Origin of the sequence: Ferruginibacter sp. (assembly GCF_049840995.1) — a bacterium.
Lineage (GTDB): Bacteria > Bacteroidota > Bacteroidia > Chitinophagales > Chitinophagaceae > Ferruginibacter.
In genome coordinates, this window is sequence record NZ_JASGIP010000003.1 from 678674 (window position 1) to 704940 (window position 26267).

A 26267-nucleotide genomic window follows, 5' to 3' on the forward strand; every position below is an offset into this window, starting at 1 on the left:
AGTTAGTCAGATATTTGGAACAGTCAGTTATTAAATGGATATGGAGCTCAATTGATAATGAAGCAGGGCTTCGCCTATCTCAGTCACAGTAAATTATGATCGAGTTAGTTTGGTTATTTTTCATTGCTATTGGATTTAGAGTTTTAATATTTAAAGTTTTTATCAGGATGCTTTTTTTGTTTTTCCGCCTCTGTCTTTGTTTCCATAAACATAATCATAACCGTAGCCATAATTGTTTTTGAAAACACCCCTGGTTTTTACACCGTTGAACACAATGGCGGGATTGTGTATAGGGTTGATCTGGTTGTTTTCATCAATTCTCCTGATCAGCATCTTTGGCGTGTAATCATGTCTTACCACGTACAAAGTAGCATCGCACATACCGGATAAGATGTAAGCATCTGTTACCAGTACAGCCGGAGAAGTATCGATCACCACCATATCATAGTTGCTTTCCAGGTAATCGATCAGGGATTTTACCCTGCCGTTGGCCAGCAATTCTGTTGGGTTTTCCGGCAAACTGCCCGCTGAAATAAAGTGCAGGTTCTCGTACGAATCCAGCTTGTTGATTATTTCTGCCGCAGTTTTTTCGCCTGTCAAATACTCGGTAGAACCATCTTCATAATCCACGTTGAACATCTTGGACAATGTAGGATTATTCAGATCAAGATCCACCAGCACTACTTTTTTACCCGTCAGCGAAAGGCTTACCGCAAGATTAGCTGCAATAAAGCTTTTTCCTTCGCCGGAGATGCTTGATGTAAGCAACAGTTTTTTATGTGCATTGTCAATACCCAGGAAAGACAGGGAGATCCTTAATTTCCTGAACTCTTCTGCAACAAAACTCCTGGTGCCTTTTTCAATCACGATCGGGCTCTTCGTTTTTTCAAACGCTATTTCACCAATGATCGGTAAAGAGGTCATCTTCTCAATTTCTGCCCTGTATTTTACTTTACCGGTAAAAACATCTTTTAAAATAATGGTACCTGCAAACAAGCCACAAGCTGCTGCCAGCGCCATCATATAGATCATTTTCTTTTTAGGGCTCACCGGCTGTTTGTTGGCCAGCGCCGTATCTACTGTTCTGCTGCTCGATTCCACCGAAGTAATGGTCAGTTCCGCTTCCTGCTTTTTCACCGCCAGGCTGGTATACTGGTCATTCTTGGTCTGGTATTCGCGGCTTATTTCCAGCAACGCTTTTTCTTTACCCGGAACGGAATTTAATTTAGCTTTTGCCGTTCCCATCTGCGAATACAAACTACTCTGTGTTACTTCCAGGTTCAGTTTTTGATTATGGATATTATCCAGTATCGCCGGTTTCATTTTCTTCAGCTCCTCACCCTTGGCCAGTAAGATCGGGTTAGCCGCACCTACTGTTTTGCTCAGTTTATCATATTCCAGTTTGGCGGAGTAATATTTATCCATCAATCCTGAAAGTGCCGGATCCTCTACTCCCAATACCGATGGCATTATTGCATCATCACCCGATCTGCTGTTCACCGATTTTTCCACCTGGTTAAGCACGGCCAGTTTATTGCTCACTTTTCCGGCTTCCTGACCGGTTGAAGCTACCTGGGTCAACCATTCCTGTCCCTGGCCACTGATATTCACCGCGTCATTATTCGCCCTGAACACCTTGATATTTTGTTCAATTGAATCAATATCTTTTTTCAGGATCGCCATATTCTCGTTGATGAAGGCCAGCGTATTGCGGGATAATACTTTTTTTTCATCCACCGATTTCTCTTCATAGATCGAGATCAGTGAGTTTAAAATATCCACCGCTCTTTGTGGCAATGCATCCCTGAAAGTAAGATCTACCAATGCTGATTGCTGTCCACCTGTAACTTTCAACCCTCTTAAATATCCCACTGCCACTTCTCTTGGGTCCTGCAGCGCAAATGATAACTGCCTTTTTGATTCCAGGAACGGCCTGTAATATTTATTGGGCATAAACCTTAATACGCCATAAGCTGTATTTACATACTCCCCTACTTTATACCGGTCTTTATTTTCCAGTGTTACGGTCTGGGTGTTCTTATCATAAGTAAAATCAACTTTTTCTACTTCTATCAAAGAATCCGGGTTGCGCAGTTCAATGGTTATCGGCGATACCAGGTAAGCATCTCCTTTTTTAACCTGGCCCATCTGCGATACGGGTGCGTATAAAGAAAGTTGCTTTACCACATTTTCCATCATCGCTCTTGAAGTAAGCACTTCGATCTCGTTCTCCACTTCTTTATTCGCTGCAATGATCATCATGGACTGCATCGCATCGCTCTTGGTAGGTTCTGCTCCTTTAGCGCCTTTGATAATGATCTTCGCCCCGGCTTCGTACATCGGCGTTACATAGCGCAGGTACACATAAGCGCCTGACAATGCCAGCAACACAAACAGGATCAATAGCGGCCAATAAGGTACAAACTTTGATATCAGCTGCTGACCCATATTAGAGTCCTGCTCTTCCTTTTCTACGTACTTGTTATTATTGTTTTCCACCTGTAACATTTGCCCCGTTATTTAATTACTTTATCAAGAATAAGGAATAAGAAAGAAACACTTGTTATTACCAGTGGCAATATCTGTTGTCCCCTTCCGGATTGCGCAACTTTATTCTTGTTAGGCTCAACATACACAATGTCATTGGGCCTCAGGTAATAGTATTCCGAATTTAAAAAGTCAGCCGAAGTAAGGTTGATATGTGTTGTCTTTCTCACACCATCTTCTTCTCTTATCAACATTACATTATCCCTTCTGCCATAAATAGTAAGGTCACCTGCCATAGCAAGAGCCTTTATCAGCGAAATTTTTTCGCTGGGTACATTTATCACCGTTGGGCCGGCAACTTCACCCATAATGGTCACTTCAAAATTGAGGAACTTGATATCCACGATAGGGTCTATCAGCAGTTGTCTTTTTAAAAGTGTATTGGTAATATTTTCCTTCAGTTGTTTTTTGGTTAAGCCTGCCGCCTGTATATATCCTAAAATAGGCAGCTCAATTTTTCCATCACTGTTGATCAGGTAGCCCACATATTGAAATCCACCCTTTACCGCACCGGCGCCGGTTTTTTCACCTGCCGCATTGCTGATCGGGTTAAAAGCCGCGGATGCCTCTGCATTGGCGCTGCTGATAGATATGCTGATAAAATCATTATTCTGTAAAGGCGCATCAATTACTTTAAGCGACTGCCTGTATGTTGTATCCTTAGCATTTTGAAAATATGCTATCTTATTAGTAGGCGTACAGGATATACAAAACAGTAAACAAACCAAAAAAGAAAACAAAAGAAATCTAGTTCCCATATTGCGTGATTTTAGAGTTAATAACTTAACAAATAAATTATCTGGGGGGACACGTGGCTTTTAGCACGAAATATTGAACGAGTGTGGTTTTGGCACGGATGGCGAATCTCAAATAAGGTAAGCCTAGTAGGACTTCTAATAGGTCTGTTTCAGGATGTAAATTTACTACAAAAAAGCTAATATCAAAATAAAATTATCGTTATCTCCAGATTTTTTTAATTGATATTATATAAAAATATAATTTTATTGCTTTTTTAATTAAAAAACTGCCCCTTTTTGCAACGGCCGGCTGTAAAACATAATAATACATAATCATTAATTCACATTCCATTCAGTTGATTATCATTGCTATGTTCCCTGCCCGGCTGCGTCAGACTGCTTAAACAGCCATAGGTTTAACCAGGTGACCGTAAATCATAAAAAATAACCCCGCCAAACGCACCGCACCCTGATTTGAGTAGTATATTTAGGCAATACTTTGAATTATGAGACTATTTTTTATTGCCGCACTTTTACTTTGCTGCCCCTGCCTGTTTGCTCAAACCATTATTCAGAAAGATCCCGAGATCGAAAGCATGGTACGGGAAGTATCGCCCGATTCCATGCAATCTTATATAAAAGCCCTGGTGGCGCTGGGTACCCGCAACACTTTAAGTAATCAAAGCACCAATACCCGGGGCATTGCCGCAGCCCGTAACTGGGTATTGCGTAAATACCAGGAATTTGCCAAACAATCCGGCGGCAGGCTGAGCTGCTTTATCGACACCACCACTTTACCTCCCGATGGCCGCAGGGTAGACAGGCCCGTGTTGCTGGGCAACGTGGTAGCCACACTCAAAGGCACCGACCCTGCCGACAACCGTATATTTATTATCAGCGGCCACCTGGATAATATGCGCAGCAGCCCCACCGACAGCATTGGTGATGCGCCTGGCGCCAACGACGATGGCAGTGGTACCGCCGCTGTAATTGAATGCGCCAGGGTAATGAGCAAACACCAGTTTCCTGCCACCATCATATTTGTAGCCGTAAGCGGCGAAGAGCAGGGCCTGCTGGGCGCCGTATTCATGAGCGAAAAAGCAAAGAAAGCCGGCTGGAATATTGAAGCCGTGCTGAACAATGATATCATGGGCAGCAACAACAGCAACGAAACCAATATCATTGATAATACAAGGGTGAGGGTATTCAGCGAAGGCCTGCCGGGTTTTGAAACAGAAAAAAATGCGGTCAATATCCGCACACTGGGTTTGGAGAACGATGGCAAGAGCCGCCAACTGGCCCGTTATGTAAAAGAGATCGGTGAGCGCTATGTGGAGAACCTGCAGGTGGTAATGATATACCGCAACGACCGTTTTTTAAGAGGGGGTGATCACACACCTTATGTGCAGCGTGGATACGCCGCCGTAAGGATCACCGAAATGAATGAGAATTATACCCGCCAGCACCAGAACATACGTACGGAGAACGGTATTGATTACGGCGACCTGGAAAAACATATCGATTACGAATACCTGAGAAAGAATACCGCTATGAACCTTTGCAACCTGGCCAGCCTTGCCAAAGCGCCGGGCATGCCCGATTCGGTAAAGATGGATGTAAAAAGGCTCGGTAATTCCACTTCTCTTTTTTGGGATAAACCAAAATACGGAACAGCAAAAGGCTATTATGTACTGGTAAGAGAAACTACCAGCGCCGTTTGGCAAAAAAAGATATTTGTTGCTGCCACTGCCGTAACGCTGCCCTATAGTAAGGATAATTATTTTTTTGCAGTACAATCAGTAAATGAAGCAGGCAACGAAAGTTTGCCGGTAGTGCCGGCTGTATCCAACCGGTAAAATTTATCAAATAACATCAACGGGTATACGCAAAAAATAAGACCTCCGCAAAACGGAGGTCTTAACAGCCCAAAACCCTAACAAACTATTTTTTAAGTTTTTCTTTTACGGTAATATCGCCGTTGGCACTGCACTGCAGTTTTAATAACTGTTTGTCGTTCTCTACACTGATGTAATAACTTGTCTGGTCTTCGTAGGTTAATTCGGTAGCGGTTTTTGCTACAGTATAACCCTGGTATTTACCGGCAATGGCGAGAGAAACATTCAGTGGTAACTGGTCATTGGCGATCACTCTTGAAAAGCCCACCAGTTCGCCTTTTTCGTTATACGCTGCGGAGGCATCGGTTTCATTGATCACAAAAGAAGCAAAATAAAAATCGGCATTCTTTTCCCATTTTACATTGGATGCTTCCGTAAAGCTTTTTGCAAATTCTGCTTTTACTGTTGAAGATACTTTTTCTGGGCCTTTTGCAAAGGCGCTGGTTGCAAACAGCAATGTGGCTGCTGCAACGATTGTTTTTAACTGTTTCATAACTATACTTTTTTTTGGTTTAATATTACCGGCTTCATGGCTGCCGGTTTGTTTTTAATGACAAGTCAAAAGTAGTATGCGCTTCCGTTATGCAAAAGCAGTACTTTACCGATAGCGTTAAGCAATGTTAAGGCATGTATGAGCGGTAAGGCGTATAGAAAGATTGTTGGTGCTGTTTTCCCTGTAACCCTTGCTGGTGGCGGTCTGGCAGTTTTTTCTTAACAAAATCCTAAAACTTGTATTGGTAGTGTTAAAAAGTAAATACGGCTTTATAACAGGTGCTGAGTGGCAGATGGTTTATCTTTATAGTTCATCTAAATTCATACAAATGAATTTCCTGGCCCATGCCCGGCTTTCTTTTAACCACCCTTCCATAGTCACCGGAAATATGATCAGTGATTTTGTAAAGGGCAGGCACCAGTATGATTACCCCGATGCGATACATAAAGGCATTTTATTGCACCGTGCCATTGATAATTTTACCGATACACATGCAGCCACCCGGCAATTAAAAGAGATCTTCCGGCCGCAATACCGTTTGTATGCAGGCACTTTTGCCGATGTGGTGTACGATCATTTTTTGGCCAACGATACCACGGAGTTTCCTGGTAGTAACGAACTGAAAAAATTTGCCGCCGGCACCTATCAAGTACTGGAAGATAATTTTGAAGTACTGCCTGCAGGCTTTAAAAGAATGCTGCCCTATATGAAACAGCAGGACTGGTTTTATATGTACAGCACAAGGCAGGGCATACAGAATAGTTTTAACGGCCTGGTAAGAAGGTCCCGCTATCTTTTGGAAAGTGATGGCGCCTTTGAATTATTCAACCGGCATTACCCAACCATGCAATCGCTTTACAGCATCTTTTACCCCGATGTTAAAAAATTTGCCGCACATCATTTGGAAGAATTATTAAATGCGTGATTCATTTATCTTTGAAAAAAATTTTTTATGAAGAAAATGTTGGTGGCGTTCAGCTTTTTTTGTTTTGCTGTTGGTGTAGCTTCTGCACAAACCAAATTACCCCCGGTAGATAAATCACCGATGGACATGAGTTATTATCCCAATGGTTACCCGGTATCCAAAATTCAGGATAAGGCTACTGATCCTTTAATGGCAAGAGTGATCTACAGCCGCCCGCAAAAAAATGGCCGTGTGGTTTTTGGCGATCTGCTGGAATACGGAAAGGTTTGGAGGCTGGGCGCTAATGAAGCCACAGAGATAGAGTTTTACCAGAATGTAAAAGTGAATAATGTAAAGATCAAAAAGGGCCGTTACACCATGTACTGCATCCCTTATACCGATAAATGGACCATCATCATCAATAAAGAAAATGATACCTGGGGTTCTTTTAAGTATGATATGAAAAAAGATATTGTAAGAATGGATGTACCTGTGCAAAAACAAACTGAGATCACAGAAGCGTTTGCCATGGCTTTTGAAAAATCAGCTACCGGAACTAACCTGGTAATTGCATGGGATGATGTAAAAGTAAGTTTGCCGATTGTTTTTTAATTTGATATTCGATGCTATGCTCCAAAATAAAAAAGGATACATCCAGCTTTTAACGGTTGCAATTACAGTGGCTTTATTTTCCTGCAGTTCTGCGCCTACCGTCAACAATCCTGAAATTATAAAGCCGGTGATTGAGCCGCCGAATCCTTATGCTGCGGTGGATAAATCACCAATGGATATCAGTTATTACCCGGTGAATTATCCTACGCAATTGATGAGCGGGAACGACAGTGGCAGTTTAATGGCAAGGGTGATCTACAGCAGGCCACAAAAAAATGGCCGGGTGGTTTTTGGCAGCGAAGCGCCGCCTAAATGTGTACAGCAATACGGTGCTTACTGGCGCCTGGGAGCAAATGAAGCCAGCGAGATCGAATTTTTCAGGCCCGCTATCATACAGGGTAAAAAAATACCTAAGGGCCGCTACATCATCTATTGCATTCCTTTAGAAAATACCTGGACCATTGTTTTAAATACCAATCTTTTTTCCTGGGGGCTGCACCCGGATACTGCCAAGGATATTGCCAAGTTCGAGATACCGGTACAGCGTTCTGAAAGGAATATTGAATTCTTCACCATGGTTTTTCAGCAGCTGGACAAAGGCGCCGGTTTGCTGATGGCATGGGATAATGTAAAAGCCGTACTGCCACTTTCTTTTGAGCAGTAAAGAAACTTTTTTGCACTGCGCCTGCCCTCGGTATTTTTATTGATATTTACAAAATGTGCGGCATTGCAGGCATATTAGCCACCTCATCGGAACAAATACCACCGGTTCATTTAAAAAAAATGACCCAGGCCCTTGCACACAGGGGGCCGGATGGCGAAGCTGTATGGCAGAATGAAGCAGGCAATGTATTGCTGGGCCATCGCCGCCTGTCGGTGATCGACCTGAGCGACGCCGCTGCACAACCCATGCATTACCTGCACCGCTACAGCATTGTACACAATGGCGAGATCTACAATTACATTGAGCTTAGGCAGCTGTTAACTGATAAGGGTTATTCTTTTAATTCAAGATCTGATACCGAAGTGATACTGGCCGCTTACGATCTGTGGAAAGAAGATTGCCTGCGCTACTTCGACGGCATGTTTGCATTTGCTATCTGGGATGAAAAAGAACAGCAGCTTTTTGCAGCCAGGGACCGCTTTGGTGAAAAGCCATTTTATTATTACGAGAACGAACGGTATTTGTTTTTTGCCAGCGAAATGAAAGCCTTGTGGGCCGTAGGTGTTGACAAGGTAGTGGATGAAAAGATGTTGCTCAATTATCTTGCGCTGGGGCATGTGCAGAATCCTGCTAATAAAGAACAGACTTTTTTTAAGGATATCTTTTCGCTACCGCCTGCACATTTCTTCCTGTACCAGCCTCAAACACAAAAATTCAGTTTAAAAAAATACTGGCGCCTCGATAAAGAAATACGGATCGATATTGCTGCCGATGATGCTATAGAAAAATTCAACCTCATGCTCACTTCATCTGTAAACCGGCGCCTGCGGAGTGATGTACCAGTGGGCACCAGTTTAAGCGGCGGGCTGGACAGTTCTTCCATCCTGTTGAACATGCACGAATTGAGAACAAAGGCCGAAGGCATTAAAACATTCTCTGCAGTTTTCCCCGGTTTTGAAAAAGACGAATCAAATTATATCAACCTGCTTACGGGTAAGTTGGGTGTGCCTAATTATAAAACCACGCCCACTGCTGATGGTTTGGTGAATGATTTTGAAAAATTATGTTATCACCAGGAAGAACCGTTTCCTTCTTCCAGCATTTATGCGCAGTTCAAAGTTTTTGAAATGGCTGCACAGCAGCAGGTAACCGTTTTACTGGATGGCCAGGGTGCGGATGAACTGCTGGCCGGTTATCATAAATATGTGCAATGGTATTTGCAGGAAGTAGTGAGCAGGAACAAAGTGGGCGCTGCACAAAAACAAAAAGCCGCTTTATTAAAAAACAAAGTGCCTTTTAACTGGACACTGAAAAATTATTTTGCTGCTTTTCTTCCTATGCATGCAGCCATGCTTTTAGAAAGAATGGAATACAATAAAAGCATGCACCAGCCGGATATTAGTCCGGAGTTTTTAAAGATCCTCAAGGGAAAAGAATGGGAAGGCATACATAAACCTGTTGTTACCAAACTCAACGACATCCTGCATTTTAATGTTGCTGAACTGGGGCTGGAGGAATTATTGCGCTTTGCCGACAGGAATAGTATGGCCTTTGGAAGAGAAGTAAGATTGCCCTTCCTCGATCATACGTTGGTGGAATTTGTTTTTTCGCTCCCCTCGCATTTAAAGATACATGACGGCTGGATGAAGTGGTTGCTGCGTAAAACAATGGATAAGCGCCTGCCCGATGAAATTACCTGGCGGAAAGATAAAACAGGTTACGAACCACCGCAACAGGCATGGATGGAAAACACGATACTGCAGGATTATATACACGAAGCAAAAAAGAAACTGGTAAACTCCCGGATATTACGTTCTTCCGTTTTAAACAAACCATCCGAACCCAGGGCGGCGCATGCAGATAATAATTTCGACTGGAGATATTTATCTGCCGCTCAGATAATTTAACCATCTTTGCATGCCTGTTTAAAGGAATTTTGCATTACGGTCAGCATAAGCTGACAAAAACAACACATTAAAAATGAAACTTGCTACAAAATTGATACATGCGGGTGCCGAACCCGATCCTTCTACCGGTGCTATTATGACGCCCATTTACCAAACCAGTACCTATGTGCAGGAAGCGCCGGGTGTAAATAAAGGTTATGAATATGCACGCAGCCAAAACCCCACCCGTAAAGCTTTGGAGGATGCTTATGCCATTATTGAAAATGGTAAATATGCACTGGCCTTCAGCAGTGGTGTGGCCGCTACTGACAGCGTGATCAAATTACTGAACCCCGGCGATGAAGTGATAGCCGCCAATGATATGTATGGCGGCAGTTACCGCTTGTTCACCAAAGTATGGGAACGTTACAATATCAAATTTGTATATGTTGATACAACGGATGCAGCCAATGTAAAAGCGGCAGTTACTGCAAAAACAAAATTGATCTGGGTGGAAACTCCTACCAACCCTTTAATGAACATCACCGACATTGAAGCGGTGGCTGCTATTGCCAAACAGGCGGGCGCATGGCTTTGTGTTGATAATACTTTTGCTTCGCCTTACCTGCAGAACCCTTTGGATATGGGCGCTGATATTGTGATGCACAGCGCCACCAAATATTTGGGCGGCCACAGTGATGTGATACAGGGTTGCCTGATGATGAATGATAAAGACCTCCGGGAAAAATTATACTTCATACAAAAAAGCTGCGGTGCTGTACCAGGCCCGCAGGATTGCTTTTTGGTTTTAAGAGGTATTAAGACACTCGGCATACGCATGAAAGCGCATTGTGAGAACGGGGAAAAAATAGCACACTGGCTGCGTAACAACAGCAAAGTAGCCAAAGTATACTGGCCCGGTTTTGAAGACAGCGCCGGTTATGCTGTTGCTAAAAAACAAATGCGTGGTTTTGGCGGTATGATCAGTTTTGAATTGAAGGATGGCAGCGATGCTGAAGTAAAAAGGGTTTTATCATCCACCCATTTATTTTCGCTGGCAGAAAGTTTAGGTGGTGTGGAAAGCCTGATCAATCATCCTGCTACTATGACGCATGCCAGTATACCGAGAGAAGAAAGAATTAAAAATGGTCTCAGCGACGGACTGATAAGATTAAGTGTGGGTATTGAAGATGCTGATGACCTTATTGACGACCTGGATAAAGCAATTGGATAGTTGATATCATGAATGATAGTGAACTAAAAGATTTTTTGAACAGCAAGGTTGATTTTTATAATCAACCTTCTTTTATTGCCAGCGATCCTGTATCTGTTCCACACCAGTTCAGCAGGCAACAAGATATTGAGATCGCCGGTTTTTTTGCCGCCATTTTTGCATGGGGCAACCGTACTACCATTATCAACAAAAGCAACGAGCTGATGCAGTTGATGGATATGGACCCGTATGGTTTTATACAGCATCATGGTAAAAAAGACCTTAAAAAGCTGGAACGTTTTAAACATCGCACTTTCAATAGTACTGATCTTTTGTATTGTGTTGAATTCTTTAAAATGCATTATGCTAAGAACAATTCGCTCGAAAGCGCTTTTACACGGGGCATGCAACAAACAGATATTACGGTGGAGAACGGGCTGAAAGGTTTTTATGATTATTTTTTTTCGCTGCCTTATGTTCCGGAACGCACCAAAAAGCATATTGCCACGCCCGAGAAAAAGTCTTCGTGCAAAAGACTGAATATGTTTTTACGATGGATGGTCCGCAGCGACGATAAAGCAGTTGATTTCGGTATATGGAAAAAGATAGCGCCTTCGCAACTGATCATACCTATTGATGTGCATGTGGCAAGGGTGGCGCGGCAGCTGCGGTTGCTGCAAACCGATAAGACCAACTGGGATACCGCTTTGGAATTAACCGCTTATTTACGAACTTTAGATGCCGCCGACCCGGTGAAGTACGATTTTGCTTTATTTGGAACAGGTGTAATGGAAAAACCTGGTTACCCATGAGCGCCATAGACCATACTGTTGTTCACGAGCTGAACCATTCTTTTGCCCTGCAGCTGCCGGACAGGGTTTCTTTTGAAGAAGCTCAGGCCCTGCTTGCTGCACACATCGATCATCTTATCAAAAATAATTTTGAAGCGCTGGTATCACTCTTATATAAAATTGATATTGACGAAGCAAAGCTACGATCGCATTTAGCCGGTAAGGCGGGCGATGATACAGGAAATGTAATTGCCTTACTTATCATTGAAAGGTTATTGCAAAAACAAAACTTTAAAAAACAATTTTCTGCCAAACCTTCTGCAGATGACAATGAAGAAAAATGGTAATTTTGTTTATCCTTATTCAACCAAATTATGTTCAATATAGCTGAAGTTACCAGTGCAAACGAGAACGAATTCATTAACCTGCCGCTGGTACTGTACAGGAAAGATCCCTTATTTGTAGCGCCATTACTAAATGATATCAAAAAGATCTTTAACCCTGCAACCAATTCTTTTTTCCGGCATGGCGACTGCGTTCGCTGGCTTTTATACCAGGATAAAAAACTGGTGGGCCGTATTGCAGCCTTTGTGAATCTTGAAAAAGCACATGCTTCGGGTACGCCTACAGGTGGTATTGGTTTTTTTGAGTGCATCAACAACCAGGAAGCAGCCAATACATTATTCAGCACAGCCATTGACTGGCTGAAGCAAAAAGGCATGCAGACCATGGAAGGGCCCATCAATTTTGGTGAGAATGATAACTGGTGGGGCTTGCTGGTACAGGGTTTCCGGCCACCTTCTATGGGTATGAACTACAATCCGCCTTATTACCAGCAGCTGTTCGAAAATTTTGGCTGGCAAAAATCATACGACCAGCTTACTAATGTTATCGATCTGACCAAACCTGTGCCTGAGCGCTTTGAAAAAATTGCCCAATGGGTGGTAAAAAAGCCGGAATACCGTTTTAAGCATTTTGAAAAAAAGGACTTCAAGACCTTTTCTGAAGATTTTAAAGAGGTTTATAATGATGCCTGGCAGGATTTTGAAGGCTTTGCACCCATCACTTCCGATTCTATTGCCGATACGTTTGAACGCATGAAACCTATTGTGGATGAAAAGATCATCTGGTTTGCCTATCACAACAACGAGCCGGTTGCCTTTGTGATATGCCTGCCCGATACCAACCAGGTGCTTAAATACCTCAGCGGTAAGCTCGATCTTTGGGGTAAATTAAAATACCTGTGGTACAGCAAAACCACTAAAGTCAACCGTATAAGGGTAATTGTAATGGGCGTAAAAAAACATTACCAGAATAAAGGCCTGGAAAGTTCCCTGATCTACCTGCTGAAGGTTGAAGTAATGCCCCGTAATACTATTACAGAAGTGGAACTGGCATGGGTGGGAGATTTTAACGAAAAAATGCTGGCCATTCATCATGCTACAGGTGCCCAGTTAGAAAAAACACACCGTACATACCGTTATACTTTTTAATGCTCCGCTTTATTATTTAAACATCAGTTCTTTTACCTTTTCCTTGTCCTCTTTTTCTTTTTTAAGATCGAACATGGTGCCAAATACATGATCCCATAAGGTAGAGCTTACACCAAAGCCCATGTGATCATTTTTATAATGATGCAGGTGGTGGTTGCGCCACAATGGTTTCATCCATTTAAAAGGCGGGTTCCAGGCATGGATGGCATAATGCATGGTGCCATACATTAAATAGCCAATAATAAAGCCCGGGAAGAATGAGAATACATAAGCACTGCTGTTAAACAGGCTGAATATAAGAAATAACGATGCGAAAATGGTAGAGGCCAATATTAAACTTGGTACCGGCGGCATAAACAATCTTTCCTTATCCCTGGGATACTCGTGGTGGTTGCCATGTATGATGTAAACAAATTTGGTGGCCCTTTCACTTTCTGCCACAAAATGAAATGCAAAGCGGTGGATGCAATATTCAAAAAAACTCCAGAAAAACATACCGCCCAAAAAAGTAATGATGATCCGTATTGCTGAAAAGTTTTTTACCGCACCGCTATAATACAGCATCAGCACAATAATAGGGATATACATCCCCCATATTACCAGTGGATGTGTCTTGGTAAGATATTCCAGATATTGATTCTTAAATAATCGGGCCTGCCCTTTATTATGAATCTTCTCGAATTTCATGTGCTGCTTTTTGTACTACAAAATTAGTGGATACCATTAAAAAACAATCATTCATTTGTTAATTTAATCGGTTTATAATTAGCTATTTTTGACAACAATTTTTTATACATGAAATTAGTTACCTACTTAAAAGATGACCAGCAGCAGTTGGCAATTTTAGTAAATGGCGTTTTATACGATACGGACTCACTGCATTCCGACCTGCCGGTAAGCATGTCGATGTTCCTGAATTACTGGGATGATATGTACCCCATTGCAAAGGCCGTGGAGCAAAGGATAAAGGATGGTACGGGCCGTACTGCGTTTGGTACACCCTATTCCGATGCCAGCATTCTGGCGCCAGTGCCGCACCCCAGCAGCTGCAGGGATGGCTACGCTTTCCGCCAGCACGTGGCCGCAGCAAGGCGTAACCGCAAAGTGGACATGATCGCAGAATTTGACCAGTACCCGATATTTTATTTTACCAATCATAACAGCATCCAGGGGCCTGGTGATATTATCTGCATGCCCGATCATTTTAAAAAACTGGATTTTGAACTGGAAGCTGCCATTGTTATCAACCGCTCCGGCAGGAACATCAAGGCAGCAGATGCGGATGATTACATCGCTGGTTTAATGATCATGAACGACATGAGCGCAAGAACTTTGCAGATGGAAGAAATGCTGCTGAACCTGGGCCCGGCCAAGGGAAAAGATTTCAGCACCGTTATCGGCCCAATGCTGGTCACACTCGATGAACTGGAATCTTTTGAAGTGCCCTGCAAGGAAAATCATACCGGCAAGGCCTGGAACTTAACTATGAAATGTAAAGTAAATGGTATACAGGTAAGCGAAGGCAACTTAAGTGATATGGACTGGACTTTTGCCGAGATCATTGAGCGGGCCAGCTATGGCGTTAACCTGTATGCAGGTGATGTTATAGGCAGTGGCACGGTGGGCACCGGTTGCTTTCTGGAACTGAACGGCACCGGAAAATTAAACGATCCCAACTACCAGGAACAATGGCTGCAGGAAGGTGATGTGGTGGAAATGGAAATAGATGGATTGGGATTGTTGAATAATACTATTGTGAAGGAAGAGAGTGATTTTTCGATTTTGGAGTTGAAGAAAGTTGCGGGTTGATTTAGTTACGGGTTACGGGGTTTTTGATCGTTTGCGGATATATGAGTGTTGTAAAGATGTCAAGCAACCTTTTAAGTGTGAGTTGCAACTATAATAACGATACAAACCCGTAACTCGTAACCCTTTAACCCGTAACTAAAAAAAATGGCTACAATAACATCGTTCGAAGATTTGGACATTTGGAAAAAAGCGATTGAGTTAGGAGTAATGGTGTATGAATTGTCTGATAATAATCCAAGAATTGTAAAAGATTTTTCTTTTAAAGATCAAATAAAAAGAGCTTCGCAATCTGTTTCAAACAATATTGCAGAAGGCTTTGAATACAGCAACAATAATGATTTCTGGAGATTTTTAAGAATTGCCAAAGGTTCTTGCGGAGAAGTTAGAAGTTGTTTATTGTTTTCAATAAAAATTAAATATACAAAGGAAGAAGAAATTCGTGGATTGATTGAATTTTCCAGGCTATTGGGCAGCCAGATCGGTAATATGATGAAATACTTAAGGGCAAACAAAGCAGAACGATCAAAAAAACAAAACTAACCCGCAACTCGTAACTTAGTGGGATGACAATTAAATTAAAAGATCTTAAACCAATGGACGCTCAAAACTACCTGCAGCACGCCATTGCACCACGACCGATATGTTTTGCTTCTACAATTGATAAGGAAGGGAATATAAACCTCTCACCATTCAGCTTTTTCAATTTATTTTCTTCCAATCCGCCGATCGTTGTTTTTTCTCCGGCAAGAAGGGTAAGGGATAATACCACCAAGCATACTTTAGAGAACGTATTGGAAGTACCGGAAGTAGTGATCAACATTGTGGATTATGATATGGTGCAGCAAACTTCTTTGGCCAGTTGCGAATTTACAAAGGGCACCAATGAATTTGAGAAAGCAGGGTTTACCATGCAGGCCGCAACACTCGTGCAACCACCCATGGTAAAAGAAAGCAAAATAAAATTGGAATGCCGTGTAAATGAAGTGAAGCCATTGGGCAATGAAGGCGGGGCGGGCAATTTAGTAATTGCAGAAGTATTGCTGATGCATATCGATGACAGCATTTTAAATGCAGAAGGTAAAATAGATCAAACTAAAATACAGCATGTGGCAAGGCTGGGCGGAGACTGGTATTGCAAAGTAGACAACAGCAATTTATTTAAAGTAGAAAAACCCAACACACAGCTGGGCATTGGTGTGGATGCATTGCCGATTGCTATCAGGAACAGCGCTATCCTCAGCGGTAATAATTTAGGCCAGCTGGCCAATGTGCACGAAATGCCGGTGATCGATCCTGCTTTTAACGACGATAAACTCAAGAATATCATTCAATACTATTCCATCAATCCCGACGAAATGGATAAAGAACTGCACCGCTATGCAAAAACTTTGCTGGAAGAAGGGAAAGTAAATGAAGCATGGCAGGTATTACTCGCCGACTACCAATAAAAATTAAACTGTTCTTAACTTTTACTGCAGCCGCAATTTTTTATTTTCACTGTATGAAAAAACTAATTGTCCTACTGCTGTTCCCTGCTGTTTGTTTTGCCCAAAAAAAATACGATTATAAAAACCTGGTGATGGAAGGCGGTGGTGTGCGGGGACTTGCATACGCAGGCGTATTCAGTGTGCTGGAAGAAAAAGGCGTGTTGCAGCAGATAGAAAATATCGGGGGCTCATCAGCCGGTGCTATTGCGGGTATGCTGGTAAGTATTGGTTACACTGCAGCAGAGATAGACAGCCTTATGACAGAACTGCCGATACAAAAATTCAATGAAGGGAAAGGCGGCATTGTAGGTAAATACAAAAGGTTTAAAAATGATTTCGGTATTTACCGCGGTGGTGTGTTTGAACATTGGTTACAGCAAATGGTATCGTATAAAACAGGCAATCCGTTACTCACCTTTGGTCAATTACACGAATTGCACGTAAAAAACAATTTATTCAAAGATCTTTATTGCACGGGCACCAACCTCAGCAAACAGCAGCTGGAAATATTCTCTTACCTTAATACACCCGATATGCCCATTGCATTGGCAGTACGCATCAGTAGCAGTATCCCACTGTATTTTGAACCGGTGGCGCTGGATAATCACCTGCATAAAATAAAGAAAGATGATACTACCAGTTTTGTGAACTACTATGTTGATGGCGGCATGCTATGCAATTATCCCATCAGTATGTTCGATAGTTGTGAAGGGCATTGCGTCAATCCATTGTTGTGCGATCAGTTAAAATTCAACCCGCAAACCATCGGCATCAAACTGGAGCGGCCGCAGCAGATCGATTCGCTCAACAGCAACAGCACCCGTATACCGGCATACGATATCAGTAAATTATCCGAATACCTTGCCGCATTTTCCAATCTTTTAATGGAAACACTCAGCAGGAAATATCCCAATCTTGAAAATGAGATCGGCAGAACGATCTATGTAAGCCAGGGCAATGTTTCCAGCAGGGTAAAAAGAACAAAGCAGCAGGATAAGCTGCTGCTTTATAATAATGGCGTAAGTGCCGCTGATTATTTTTTTGAAAGATTGCTGAAGGCGGGTAATTAAGTAAAACGAGTTTCTTACTCGTTACATTTCGTATAACGAAATTCCAATTTCGTTGCACGAAACGAGTAAGAAACTCGTTACACTAATTCCATTTTTGCCCAAACACCTTCTTCAGAATATCCGTAGTTCTTGCCGCAAAATTGGTGCGGATATTCACTTCTTCCTTTGCAACGAGATCAAACAATGCATCAGTTGTTTTGCCTGTAACAAAACTGGCCAGGTCGGGATTTATTTTTTTGATCGTGGTAGGAAAGTTGTTGTACTTGGTAATGATATCGCCATAATATTTTGTGGCATCCACTTTATCCAACGAAGCTTTTATAGCAGGTAAAAATGCAGCGATCAGCTTATCAGTGGTTTTCTCCCGAAAAAAATGCGTGGCGCTGGTATCGCCATTTTTCACCAAACCGATCGCATCCTGTAAGGTCATGCTTTTGATAGCATCTGCAAAAATCGGTTTGGCATAGCCGGCTGCATCTTCGGCGCCGCGGTTGATCTGCAATATCGCTTTATCCACCAGGCTGTTAAAACCCAGGCTGCGCAAAGTGTTTTCTACTTTCTTCGCATCGGTCGGTAATAATATCTTGTACAAAGCATCTTTAAAAAAACCGTCTTCTTTATTCAGTCTCAATACGGCCCCTGCCAGCCCCTGGCTCAAGGCTTCCTTGATACCTTGTCCTGCTTCCGCTTCGGTAACACCACCCATCCCGGTTGCCTGCGGCAACTTGCTGATAACATCACAGCCACTTAATAATACCACACTCATTAATACAACTAAAAATTTTTTCATTTCTCAGATTTTTGATTTTTAAAGATAAACTAATATAATGCCATAGTTTATTGTTTACCCTCTACAGACAGTAAATATGGATGATTGGGTTGCATAAAGTATCTTTGCCGCCAATTATATTGATAGAAATGTCAATTTGAAGTATAAAATATTATGAGCACACAACATTTATCCGAACAGGAGATCATCCGCAGGGAAAAACTGGAAGAACTTAAAAAATTGGGTATCGATGCCTACCCGGCTGCTTTATACCCTGTAAATACTACCTCTGTTTACATAAAAGAACATTATAAAGGGGCTGATTTTGACCCCCCTGCAGCTGATAAAGAGTTGTTTGCCAATGTTTGTATTGCCGGCCGTGTGATGAGTGTACGTGATATGGGCAAGGCCAATTTTGCAGTGATACAGGATGCTGTGGGAAAGATACAGCTCTATATAAAGCAGGATGATATTTGCCCCGGCGACGATAAAAGTCTTTTTCAGAACGTTTGGAAAAAACTAGTTGACCTGGGTGATATCATTGGCTTTAAGGGTTATGTATTTACTACCAAAACCGGCGAAACTTCTATTCATGTTAAAGAATTTACGTTGCTGGCAAAATCATTAAAGCCTTTGCCGGTTGTAAGAGAAAAAGAAGGTGAAACTTTTGATGAAGTAACGGACCCTGAATTCCGTTACCGCCAGCGCTATGCCGATCTTATTGTAAACCCTGCTGTAAAGGATACTTTTATCAAGCGTACTAAAATGGTCAATGCTATCCGTGATTTTTTAAATGAACGCGGTGCATTGGAAGTGGATACACCGGTATTACAATCTATACCGGGCGGTGCAGCAGCGAGACCATTCATTACCCATCATAATGCACTGGATGTACCGATGTACATGCGTATTGCCAACGAACTGTATTTAAAGAGACTGATCGTGGGTGGTTTTGAATGGGTATATGAATTCAGCCGCAACTTCCGTAACGAAGGTATGGACCGTACCCACAATCCTGAATTTACGGTACTGGAATTTTACGTGGCCTATAAAGATTACGAATGGATGATGGATACCACGGAACAGTTATTGGAAAAAGCCGCCATGGCAACCAATGGTTCCACCAAAGTAACGGTAGGCGAAAAAGAAATTGATTTTAAAGCGCCGTACAAACGTATAAGCATGTACGAAGCTATTAAAGAACATACAGGTTTCGACATCAGCGAAATGGATGAAGCAGGTATAAGAAATGTTTGCCGCGAATTAAAGATACATGCGGATGAAAAATGGGGCAAGGGCAAACTGATCGACGAGATATTTGGCAGCAAATGCGAAGGCAATTATATACAACCTACATTTATTACCGATTACCCGGTAGAAATGAGCCCGCTTACAAAAAAGCACCGCAGCAAACCTGGGCTGGTAGAGCGTTTTGAGCTGATGTGCAATGGCAAAGAAATTGCCAATGCGTACAGTGAACTGAACGATCCGCTGGAACAAAGGGAGCGCTTTGAAGAGCAGGTAAAGTTAATGGAGCGGGGCGATGATGAAGCCATGTTCATTGATCATGATTTTTTACGTGCGCTGGAATATGGCATGCCTCCTACAAGTGGTATTGGTTTTGGTATCGACAGGATCTGTATGTTACTGACCAACCAGCATTCCATACAGGATGTACTGTTTTTCCCAATGATGCGGCCTGAAAATAACGGGTAACATTAAAATTTATACAATGCATCGGGGTGTTTCTTTAAATACTCCTTTGCATTTTTAATATATTCTTTAAGCCAGGTTTTTAACGGCACCATATTACCGGCATCGTAATAATAAAACCGGTCACCTTCCTTACTCACACAGAAATTAATACCCAAAAAAGGATTCCCCCGGTATTCCCCGCTTCTGTCATATAAAAAAGTAGCTACAAAATAATAAGGAAAAAAAGAAGAGGGCCTTTCCACGATCTCGTAACGCAATATTCGTTCATTACTATCTAGTGGACTGCCATAATTTACAAAATAAGCTTTGCTAATTTCTTTTAATTGGTAAAAAGAATCGATGATATTTTGCTCAAACGCCGAATAAGAGAATTGATAAGGTAAAAACCTGCCCGAATCGACCGCCTGGTCTTTAGGGTTTGTTTTTTTGTCCATCACATTTACGGGATTGCCTTGATAGTCTATATAGCCCCATGTACCACCTGAAGCAAAAAATTGTTCATTTTTATATTTCCATGTACAACCATTACAATAAGCTGCGGTACCATAGTTGAACATTTGTGCATAATCAAATTTAGCTTCGATCACAATATCGCCATGCCTGTTTGCAAAACCTATTTTTCCATTTTTAACAAAGCGGGATAATCCTTCCACCGGTCCATCAGGACCATTATCAAACTCAAATGGCGCAAACAAAAAATCGCCCTTCGTGTTATAGGCGTTGCCGCTGCTGTGGGGCTCATTAATAGCATTGCTGTCTCCTTCAAGATAAATGATATCTCCCTCCACCCGGTTCTTTTTGTAGTTGTCATCATAATCCCAATACACCTTTCGTGGCTTTAATATTATTTTACCAGAAGCATTTCTCACTCCTACCAGGCTGTCTTTTGTTTTAAAATAATAAAGCTGTTCTTTAGGGCTGTTGGTTTGTGCTTCGCACAAAAAACAAATGAAGAAAAAGAAAATAAGGTTAATAGTTTTCATCCTTAAATATCGCTTATTATATCTGAAAAAAATCCAGCGCTTTCTTTTTTAACTTTTAAAGATTGTCTCACATTTTACGCTTTTGTATACTTATCCGCTGGTTTTATTTAACTACCGTAATTCGCATCAAAACGCTGGTGCAGTTTGCTCTAAAACACTTGTAAAAGCTGGTTTTAAGTATTAATTTTCATATATAACCAAAATTCAGTTATTATGAAACAGATAATATCTTCCCGGGTGGCAGGCATCATCTATGCCCTCTCCATTGGTACTTTTGGTGTGCTGCATTTTATGAATGCAGAAGAAATGAAAAGCGGTGTACCTGATTATATACCTGGTGGCATTGTGTGGATTTACATTACCGGCGCCTGTTTGATACTGGCGGCCATTGCCATTATCATCAACAAAGCAACAAGGCTGGCCTGTTACCTGCTGGCCGCCATGCTGCTCATCTTTGTTTTTACCATTCACTTAAAACATTTAATGAACGGTAATTTCACCAATGTTTTAAAAGATACTGCCATGGCAATGGCGGCGGTGCTGGTAGGCAACAACGCACCGGAATAAATTTGCCTACATATTTCAATTGCTTGCAGAAGACAGTTAGCTCATCCGCTGCCTCCCGGAATTCCTCATAACATTTTCGCTAAAAAATATTTTTCAGTTAAGAATATCCGCTGCTAAACCGCAGTAATACACGATATTATTGATACAGCAGTTTTTTATGTGTAGGCCTGCACAATAAATTTAAAATAACAAATACCACAAAACATTTGCAAAGCCGGTGTTTAAATACTATTTTTCAAACTAAACCTTAAACACTCAAACATGAAAATCACTTTTCCCACACGATTTGCTGAAATAATATTTGCACTTGCCATGGCTGCATTCGGAGCCATTCATTTAAAATACGCCAATGGCTATGCAAACGGTGTTCCTTCTTTTATGCCCGGTGATGGAAAAATATGGGTATACATTACCGGCATTGGTTTTTTGCTGGCCGCTGTTGCCATCATCATCAACAAACAAAAAAAACTGGCCTGCTATTTACTGGCGCTTATGCTGATCATATTTATCCTCACTATTCACTTGATGCCCGCTATCAACCAGGGAAAATTCGATCAGCCTTTAAAAGACGGCGCTTTGGCAATGGCTGCTTTTATTATTGGTAATAATTCACGTAACTAAAATAGGTCCTGGTTTATAAAAAAGGCCCCCGGAGTTCCGGGGGCCTTTTCATTATACTGTCTTTTTCTTTTTCAGTTTATTTTTTGCAGTAAGATAATCCAGGAAATAGATCACCCGTATGGAGAAGCTATTGGCCTGTGGCCCGGTAATCGTTTTATCAAAATTGGAGAAATAATTTTTTTCAAAATCCCTGTTGAAAGATTCTGAAATATCCTTCCATACCACGTTGATGAAACTACCCTGTGCAAACTGCCAGGTATACACCAGGTCGGTACTGAAGAAATTATAGTTTTGATTTACATTTTTAGTGAAGGGAGTAACGGGATCTTTTAACTTCCCGGTCTCATCCAGTTGATAGAATTGCTGCGGCGCCACTTTGCTCCAGTAATGCCTGGTACGTAAAGTGATGCCCATTTTATTGTTGAAGTTGTACTTAACGTTCAGGATATTTTCCACCATGCGCAGGTTGCGCTTTGCAAAAATGATGGTATCATTCAGCGGACCATTTCCTGAAAGCAAAGTAGCTGCCCATCCTGCGTTGTTCTTTTCAAAATTCATATTCAAAGAATTATCGATAGAGAACTTGCTGCTGAAACGGATCTTTCCAAACAAAGAAGGGCTCACACTTACTCTTTTGAACACACCGCCGGTACCACCATATACTTCTCCACCCCACGACAATTTTTTAGACTGGTTGCTGTTCCACCATACATCTAAACCTATCCTTCCTTTGTTTTGAAATACCCTGCCCGGCACCCTTGCTTCATAAAAATCATTATAGTTAAAGCCCCAGTTTATGTTGGCACCCACATACCACAATGATTTAAGCTGGCCGTTCAGGTTCACATTACCGCTATAACTCTGGTACATCATGTTCTTTCTTTTCAACAGATCCAATGGCGTAACCAGCCTGCTGTAAAAGGAATTAAAATTCAGGTACATCCTGTTGTAAATACCTTTTGGCTTGGTCCAGTTATAACCCACCCACAGGTTATGGTCCATGGTATTATTATTGGTAAAATAGCCCAGGTCGCTCTTGTCATATTTATTGTCGTACAGCTGCTGGCTCAGGCTGAAATTCAATCGGCCGCTTGTTTTTCCAAAATATAACAGGTGTGCATACCCGATAACATTTTTGCCATCTTTCCCCATCAGGTTACTAATGCTTGCATTACCACCCACGTTCCATTTATTCTTTTTATCGTTCAGGTCAATTAAAAAGGCGCTTACATTGGCATCATAATCTTTTCCGGAGCGGAGTACGTTTGTATTTACAAAAGACACACTGCTGTTGTGCTTCATGGTTTGATCGAGCACGAACACATTATAATTCGTGAGTGGCATACTTTCCTCCTTATGTTCAATGCCGGTTGATTTATCCCTGAACACAGTGTATTGCGCATTGGTTACCGCATTCAGCACACCAATACCCAGCCCTTTTTGTGTACGGCCGCTGATCTTGGTGGCATTCACAATTTTTGCCTGCTGCGGATCTTCTGTAATAACATCTTCGGAGGTGCCGGTGGGATATTTGCGGTAATTCGGCTCCACGCCGATCCTCCTGCTGTAAAATAAATTGCCTTTATTGAACAACTCTGTTCCTTCTGTAAAAAACGGGCGGTTCTCCGTGAACTTCACATCAAAAGGTGTAAGGTTGAGTATCTGGTTATCTGTAACCACCTGGCCAAAATCGGGGATCAATGTCATATCCAGTGTAAAAGCCTGGTTTAATCCATACTTCACATCTGCACCTCCGCCTACGCGGCTTTTAAATTTATCGGCGCCTGCAGGTTTATCGTGGTAGAGGGAAAAATAAGGCGAGAATTGTAAACGCAATGGTGGTTTAATATCCGTTAATCCTGTAAGAAAACCTTCCTGTGTTAGAAAGCCATTCGCTATCGGGTCGATAGGTTGCCAGAAGAGTTGCTCACCGCTTTTTTGCCTGCGGCGCACAATATTCAAACCCCAGTCCTGCACTTTCTTTTTTCCAAAACGGATAGCGGAATAAGGCAGGAACATTTCAAAACTCCAGCCATCGTTATGAATTTTTGCTGCGCTTTGCCAAACTGCATTCCAGCTGAAATCTTCGCTGTTGCCATTGGGATTAGGCGCCTGTTTGGCATCAAACTGTTCGCCCAATGGCGTTACAAAATATTCAAAGCCGTTGATCTTATCATTATAAGTATCAAAAATGATCCCTGCAAAATCATTGTTGCCGAATCCATCCCGGCCCACCAGTTCAGAAGCAATGCTGTCCTTGTATTTTTCATGAAAATAACCACCGATGTATATCCCTTCATCGTTATATAAAAAATATACTTCGCTGTTGTTATCCGGGTTCTCCGGTTTAAATGGCGTCGGTTGTAATGCAATGAATTTATCAGCAACGGGACTTTGTTTCCATTCCGGTTCGTTTAGTTCACCGTCTACTTTTAGTGATTTATTGATGCGCTGTGCAGCGATCTTTTTTTTGGGCGTTTGCCCGAAAGCAGTGGCAGTAAACAGCATGCAGCAGCATACCGCTTTGAGTTGAAAGAAGTTCATGGCTATACCTTTGGTTTTGTTCAGCATTAGTGGCTAAATAATGCCGGTACGAAATTAAACGTACAACTACCCAAAATGTTACCGCTCATCAAAACAAAAATGTATTTAGGCTTTCTTTAACAGGGAAGAGAGAACAAAGGGGAAGAGAGGAATAGCTGCAAGCAACAAGGGAGAAGCATTACACTTAAACAGCATACTTATCCATTGTAGTTTTTTTATTCAAACAACATTATCAAAGAAAAGAAGGGGATGAGGGAAATAGCTGCAAGCCACAAGGGAGATGCATTACACTTAAACAGCATACTTATGCATTGTAGTTTTTTTTATTCAAACAGCATTATCAAAGAAAAGAAGGGGATGAGGGAAATAGCTGCAAGCCACAAGGCAGCAGCATTACTTTCAAACAAAATGCTTCTCCCTTGAAGCTTTTCCCCTTGCAACTCTTCTCTTGAGGCTTCTCCCTTTCCAGCTTATACAAACAGGTCATTATATAGTTGTGCGCCGGGTACTACAGAATATTTACTGAGGTCGGTGATGCCTTCTTTGGCCAATACTTCTTCATCAATAAAACTGTTGCCGGTGCAGGATGCGGCAGGTTTACTTAAAATATAATAGGCTGCATCTGCAATTATTTCGGTAGTGCGGCTCATCTTCATCAGCATTTCACCACCCAGTAAATTATTCACTGCTGCTGTTGCAATGGTAGTGCGGGGCCATAAAGTGTTGGCGGCAATATTGTATTTTTTTAATTCTGCTGCCAGGCCCAATGCGATCATCGTCATATCGTATTTGCTGATGGTATAGGCCAGGTGATTGGCGAACCATTTCATATCCATATTTACCGGCGGTGACAAATTAAGGATATGTGCATTGGTGGATTTTTTTAAATGCGGTATGCAGGCCTTGCTTACCATAAATGTGCCCCGCACATTGATATCATACATCAGGTCGAAACGTTTGGGTTCTGTTTGCTCGGTAGGTGTAAGATTGATGGCCGATGCATTGTTCACTAATATATCAATACCGCCGAATTTTTCTACGGCCTGGTCGATCACCTGCTGCACCTGGTCTTCAAAGCGTATATCGCATTGCACGGCCAGCGCCTGGCCACCTGCAGCTTCCATTTCGGCGGCGGCTGAGAAAATAGTGCCTCCCAGTTTGGGGTTTTCTTCCACACTTTTACTGGCTATTACAATATTGGCGCCTTCGGCAGCCAGCTTCAGCCCTATGGCTTTTCCAATTCCTCTCGATGCACCGGTTATCAGCACTGTTTTATTCTTAAATGGCATGATTATTTGTTTGTTCAAATCTAAGTTAAAAGCCACAACAAAATGCTTTAGTGGGGGCCCAAGTTAAAATACGTTCCGGTCGGTGAGACACCGACCATGGATATAAGCGGATATCTACTCCCTTGGTCGGTGTCCCACCGACCAAGGACACAAATATACCCTGGGCGGAGTGGTTCC

24 protein-coding genes are annotated in these 26267 nt (G+C 42.0%); 16 read left to right on the plus strand and 8 right to left on the minus strand.

The window, feature by feature from the left end:
- Nucleotides 1-162: 162 nt before the first annotated feature.
- Nucleotides 163-2508, minus strand: a complete 2346-nt coding sequence (locus QM738_RS04535; protein ID WP_462275484.1) for a GumC family protein — start codon at nucleotides 2506-2508, stop codon at nucleotides 163-165.
- Nucleotides 2509-2516: 8 nt separating this feature from the next.
- On the minus strand, nucleotides 2517-3305 hold the full coding sequence (locus tag QM738_RS04540; RefSeq protein ID WP_462275485.1) for a polysaccharide biosynthesis/export family protein: 789 nt from the start codon (nucleotides 3303-3305) through the stop codon (nucleotides 2517-2519).
- A gap of 485 nt (nucleotides 3306-3790) precedes the next feature.
- Between QM738_RS04540 and QM738_RS04545 the strand changes: the two genes are divergently transcribed.
- Nucleotides 3791-5140 carry a M20/M25/M40 family metallo-hydrolase gene (locus tag QM738_RS04545; RefSeq protein ID WP_462275486.1) on the plus strand — a complete coding sequence of 450 codons (1350 nt, stop codon included), beginning with the start codon at nucleotides 3791-3793 and terminating at the stop codon, nucleotides 5138-5140.
- 85 nt (nucleotides 5141-5225) lie between these two features.
- Here QM738_RS04545 and QM738_RS04550 read toward each other — a convergent pair whose 3' ends face one another.
- Complete coding sequence (locus QM738_RS04550; RefSeq protein WP_462275487.1) at nucleotides 5226-5672, minus strand: hypothetical protein; 447 nt, start codon at nucleotides 5670-5672, stop codon at nucleotides 5226-5228.
- Between the two features lie 328 nt (nucleotides 5673-6000).
- Here QM738_RS04550 and QM738_RS04555 point away from each other — a divergent pair, with 328 nt between their 5' ends.
- The 8 genes from QM738_RS04555 (at nucleotide 6001) to QM738_RS04590 (ending at nucleotide 13235) form a co-directional block, all read left to right on the plus strand.
- Entirely contained in the window at nucleotides 6001-6597 is a 597-nt protein-coding gene (locus QM738_RS04555; RefSeq protein ID WP_462275488.1) for an acyl carrier protein phosphodiesterase, read from the plus strand.
- Nucleotides 6598-6624: 27 nt separating this feature from the next.
- Nucleotides 6625-7188 carry a DUF2911 domain-containing protein gene (locus QM738_RS04560; protein ID WP_462275489.1) on the plus strand — a complete coding sequence of 188 codons (564 nt, stop codon included), beginning with the start codon at nucleotides 6625-6627 and terminating at the stop codon, nucleotides 7186-7188.
- 16 nt (nucleotides 7189-7204) lie between these two features.
- Complete coding sequence (locus QM738_RS04565) at nucleotides 7205-7852, plus strand: DUF2911 domain-containing protein (RefSeq protein WP_462275490.1); 648 nt, start codon at nucleotides 7205-7207, stop codon at nucleotides 7850-7852.
- Nucleotides 7853-7905: 53 nt separating this feature from the next.
- Complete coding sequence (gene asnB, locus QM738_RS04570; RefSeq protein ID WP_462275491.1) at nucleotides 7906-9759, plus strand: asparagine synthase (glutamine-hydrolyzing); 1854 nt, start codon at nucleotides 7906-7908, stop codon at nucleotides 9757-9759.
- 73 nt (nucleotides 9760-9832) lie between these two features.
- Nucleotides 9833-10972, plus strand: coding sequence for a cystathionine gamma-synthase (locus tag QM738_RS04575; protein WP_462275492.1), 1140 nt, complete (start codon nucleotides 9833-9835; stop codon nucleotides 10970-10972).
- An 8-nt stretch (nucleotides 10973-10980) separates the two neighbouring features.
- Nucleotides 10981-11763, plus strand: a complete 783-nt coding sequence (locus QM738_RS04580; RefSeq protein WP_462275493.1) for a TIGR02757 family protein — start codon at nucleotides 10981-10983, stop codon at nucleotides 11761-11763.
- Nucleotides 11760-12089, plus strand: a complete 330-nt coding sequence (locus tag QM738_RS04585; protein ID WP_462275494.1) for a hypothetical protein — start codon at nucleotides 11760-11762, stop codon at nucleotides 12087-12089. Before QM738_RS04580 ends, QM738_RS04585 begins: the two co-directional genes overlap by 4 nt.
- A gap of 27 nt (nucleotides 12090-12116) precedes the next feature.
- Nucleotides 12117-13235, plus strand: coding sequence for a GNAT family N-acetyltransferase (locus QM738_RS04590; RefSeq protein ID WP_462275495.1), 1119 nt, complete (start codon nucleotides 12117-12119; stop codon nucleotides 13233-13235).
- A 12-nt stretch (nucleotides 13236-13247) separates the two neighbouring features.
- Here the strand turns inward: QM738_RS04590 and QM738_RS04595 are convergent, their stop codons facing one another.
- Nucleotides 13248-13922 carry a sterol desaturase family protein gene (locus QM738_RS04595; protein WP_462275496.1) on the minus strand — a complete coding sequence of 225 codons (675 nt, stop codon included), beginning with the start codon at nucleotides 13920-13922 and terminating at the stop codon, nucleotides 13248-13250.
- A 108-nt stretch (nucleotides 13923-14030) separates the two neighbouring features.
- Between QM738_RS04595 and QM738_RS04600 the strand changes: the two genes are divergently transcribed.
- The 4 genes from QM738_RS04600 (at nucleotide 14031) to QM738_RS04615 (ending at nucleotide 17601) form a co-directional block, all read left to right on the plus strand.
- Nucleotides 14031-15044 (plus strand): fumarylacetoacetate hydrolase family protein, encoded by a 1014-nt coding sequence (locus QM738_RS04600; RefSeq protein WP_462275497.1) that lies wholly within the window; start codon nucleotides 14031-14033, stop codon nucleotides 15042-15044.
- 144 nt (nucleotides 15045-15188) lie between these two features.
- On the plus strand, nucleotides 15189-15584 hold the full coding sequence (locus QM738_RS04605) for a four helix bundle protein (protein WP_462275498.1): 396 nt from the start codon (nucleotides 15189-15191) through the stop codon (nucleotides 15582-15584).
- Nucleotides 15585-15607: 23 nt separating this feature from the next.
- On the plus strand, nucleotides 15608-16492 hold the full coding sequence (locus QM738_RS04610; protein ID WP_462275499.1) for a flavin reductase family protein: 885 nt from the start codon (nucleotides 15608-15610) through the stop codon (nucleotides 16490-16492).
- Nucleotides 16493-16545: 53 nt separating this feature from the next.
- Nucleotides 16546-17601 carry a patatin-like phospholipase family protein gene (locus QM738_RS04615; protein ID WP_462275500.1) on the plus strand — a complete coding sequence of 352 codons (1056 nt, stop codon included), beginning with the start codon at nucleotides 16546-16548 and terminating at the stop codon, nucleotides 17599-17601.
- 82 nt (nucleotides 17602-17683) lie between these two features.
- Here QM738_RS04615 and QM738_RS04620 read toward each other — a convergent pair whose 3' ends face one another.
- A complete protein-coding gene (locus QM738_RS04620) occupies nucleotides 17684-18391 on the minus strand; it encodes a DUF4197 domain-containing protein (RefSeq protein ID WP_462275501.1) in 708 nt (235 codons plus the stop codon).
- A gap of 153 nt (nucleotides 18392-18544) precedes the next feature.
- Here QM738_RS04620 and lysS point away from each other — a divergent pair, with 153 nt between their 5' ends.
- On the plus strand, nucleotides 18545-20086 hold the full coding sequence (lysS, locus tag QM738_RS04625; RefSeq protein WP_462275502.1) for a lysine--tRNA ligase: 1542 nt from the start codon (nucleotides 18545-18547) through the stop codon (nucleotides 20084-20086).
- Nucleotides 20087-20088: 2 nt separating this feature from the next.
- Here the strand turns inward: lysS and QM738_RS04630 are convergent, their stop codons facing one another.
- A complete protein-coding gene (locus QM738_RS04630) occupies nucleotides 20089-21069 on the minus strand; it encodes a WG repeat-containing protein (RefSeq protein WP_462275503.1) in 981 nt (326 codons plus the stop codon).
- Between the two features lie 213 nt (nucleotides 21070-21282).
- Between QM738_RS04630 and QM738_RS04635 the strand changes: the two genes are divergently transcribed.
- Both QM738_RS04635 and QM738_RS04640 read left to right on the plus strand, forming a co-directional pair.
- On the plus strand, nucleotides 21283-21636 hold the full coding sequence (locus tag QM738_RS04635; RefSeq protein WP_462275504.1) for a hypothetical protein: 354 nt from the start codon (nucleotides 21283-21285) through the stop codon (nucleotides 21634-21636).
- Nucleotides 21637-21897: 261 nt separating this feature from the next.
- Nucleotides 21898-22257 (plus strand): hypothetical protein, encoded by a 360-nt coding sequence (locus QM738_RS04640; protein ID WP_462275505.1) that lies wholly within the window; start codon nucleotides 21898-21900, stop codon nucleotides 22255-22257.
- A 51-nt stretch (nucleotides 22258-22308) separates the two neighbouring features.
- Here the strand turns inward: QM738_RS04640 and QM738_RS04645 are convergent, their stop codons facing one another.
- A complete protein-coding gene (locus QM738_RS04645) occupies nucleotides 22309-24828 on the minus strand; it encodes a DUF5916 domain-containing protein (RefSeq protein WP_462275506.1) in 2520 nt (839 codons plus the stop codon).
- Between the two features lie 443 nt (nucleotides 24829-25271).
- On the minus strand, nucleotides 25272-26090 hold the full coding sequence (locus tag QM738_RS04650; RefSeq protein WP_462275507.1) for an SDR family oxidoreductase: 819 nt from the start codon (nucleotides 26088-26090) through the stop codon (nucleotides 25272-25274).
- Nucleotides 26091-26267: the final 177 nt, after the last annotated feature.

Bases quoted from the DNA above. Each gene is read 5' to 3' on its own strand.
- QM738_RS04605 (WP_462275498.1), top strand. From the start codon at position 15,189: ATGGCTACAATAACATCGTTCGAAGATTTGGACATTTGGAAAAAAGCG.
- QM738_RS04615 (WP_462275500.1), top strand. From the start codon at position 16,546: ATGAAAAAACTAATTGTCCTACTGCTGTTCCCTGCTGTTTGTTTTGCC.
- QM738_RS04645 (WP_462275506.1), bottom strand. From the start codon at position 24,828: ATGCTGAACAAAACCAAAGGTATAGCCATGAACTTCTTTCAACTCAAA.
- QM738_RS04595 (WP_462275496.1), bottom strand. From the start codon at position 13,922: ATGAAATTCGAGAAGATTCATAATAAAGGGCAGGCCCGATTATTTAAG.
- QM738_RS04630 (WP_462275503.1), bottom strand. From the start codon at position 21,069: ATGAAAACTATTAACCTTATTTTCTTTTTCTTCATTTGTTTTTTGTGC.
- QM738_RS04575 (WP_462275492.1), top strand. From the start codon at position 9,833: ATGAAACTTGCTACAAAATTGATACATGCGGGTGCCGAACCCGATCCT.
- QM738_RS04535 (WP_462275484.1), bottom strand. From the start codon at position 2,508: ATGTTACAGGTGGAAAACAATAATAACAAGTACGTAGAAAAGGAAGAG.
- QM738_RS04550 (WP_462275487.1), bottom strand. From the start codon at position 5,672: ATGAAACAGTTAAAAACAATCGTTGCAGCAGCCACATTGCTGTTTGCA.
- QM738_RS04590 (WP_462275495.1), top strand. From the start codon at position 12,117: ATGTTCAATATAGCTGAAGTTACCAGTGCAAACGAGAACGAATTCATT.
- QM738_RS04650 (WP_462275507.1), bottom strand. From the start codon at position 26,090: ATGCCATTTAAGAATAAAACAGTGCTGATAACCGGTGCATCGAGAGGA.
- QM738_RS04540 (WP_462275485.1), bottom strand. From the start codon at position 3,305: ATGGGAACTAGATTTCTTTTGTTTTCTTTTTTGGTTTGTTTACTGTTT.
- QM738_RS04610 (WP_462275499.1), top strand. From the start codon at position 15,608: ATGACAATTAAATTAAAAGATCTTAAACCAATGGACGCTCAAAACTAC.
- QM738_RS04565 (WP_462275490.1), top strand. From the start codon at position 7,205: ATGCTCCAAAATAAAAAAGGATACATCCAGCTTTTAACGGTTGCAATT.
- QM738_RS04585 (WP_462275494.1), top strand. From the start codon at position 11,760: ATGAGCGCCATAGACCATACTGTTGTTCACGAGCTGAACCATTCTTTT.
- QM738_RS04545 (WP_462275486.1), top strand. From the start codon at position 3,791: ATGAGACTATTTTTTATTGCCGCACTTTTACTTTGCTGCCCCTGCCTG.
- QM738_RS04580 (WP_462275493.1), top strand. From the start codon at position 10,981: ATGAATGATAGTGAACTAAAAGATTTTTTGAACAGCAAGGTTGATTTT.
- QM738_RS04600 (WP_462275497.1), top strand. From the start codon at position 14,031: ATGAAATTAGTTACCTACTTAAAAGATGACCAGCAGCAGTTGGCAATT.
- lysS (WP_462275502.1), top strand. From the start codon at position 18,545: ATGAGCACACAACATTTATCCGAACAGGAGATCATCCGCAGGGAAAAA.
- QM738_RS04555 (WP_462275488.1), top strand. From the start codon at position 6,001: ATGAATTTCCTGGCCCATGCCCGGCTTTCTTTTAACCACCCTTCCATA.
- QM738_RS04640 (WP_462275505.1), top strand. From the start codon at position 21,898: ATGAAAATCACTTTTCCCACACGATTTGCTGAAATAATATTTGCACTT.
- asnB (WP_462275491.1), top strand. From the start codon at position 7,906: ATGTGCGGCATTGCAGGCATATTAGCCACCTCATCGGAACAAATACCA.
- QM738_RS04635 (WP_462275504.1), top strand. From the start codon at position 21,283: ATGAAACAGATAATATCTTCCCGGGTGGCAGGCATCATCTATGCCCTC.
- QM738_RS04620 (WP_462275501.1), bottom strand. From the start codon at position 18,391: ATGAAAAAATTTTTAGTTGTATTAATGAGTGTGGTATTATTAAGTGGC.
- QM738_RS04560 (WP_462275489.1), top strand. From the start codon at position 6,625: ATGAAGAAAATGTTGGTGGCGTTCAGCTTTTTTTGTTTTGCTGTTGGT.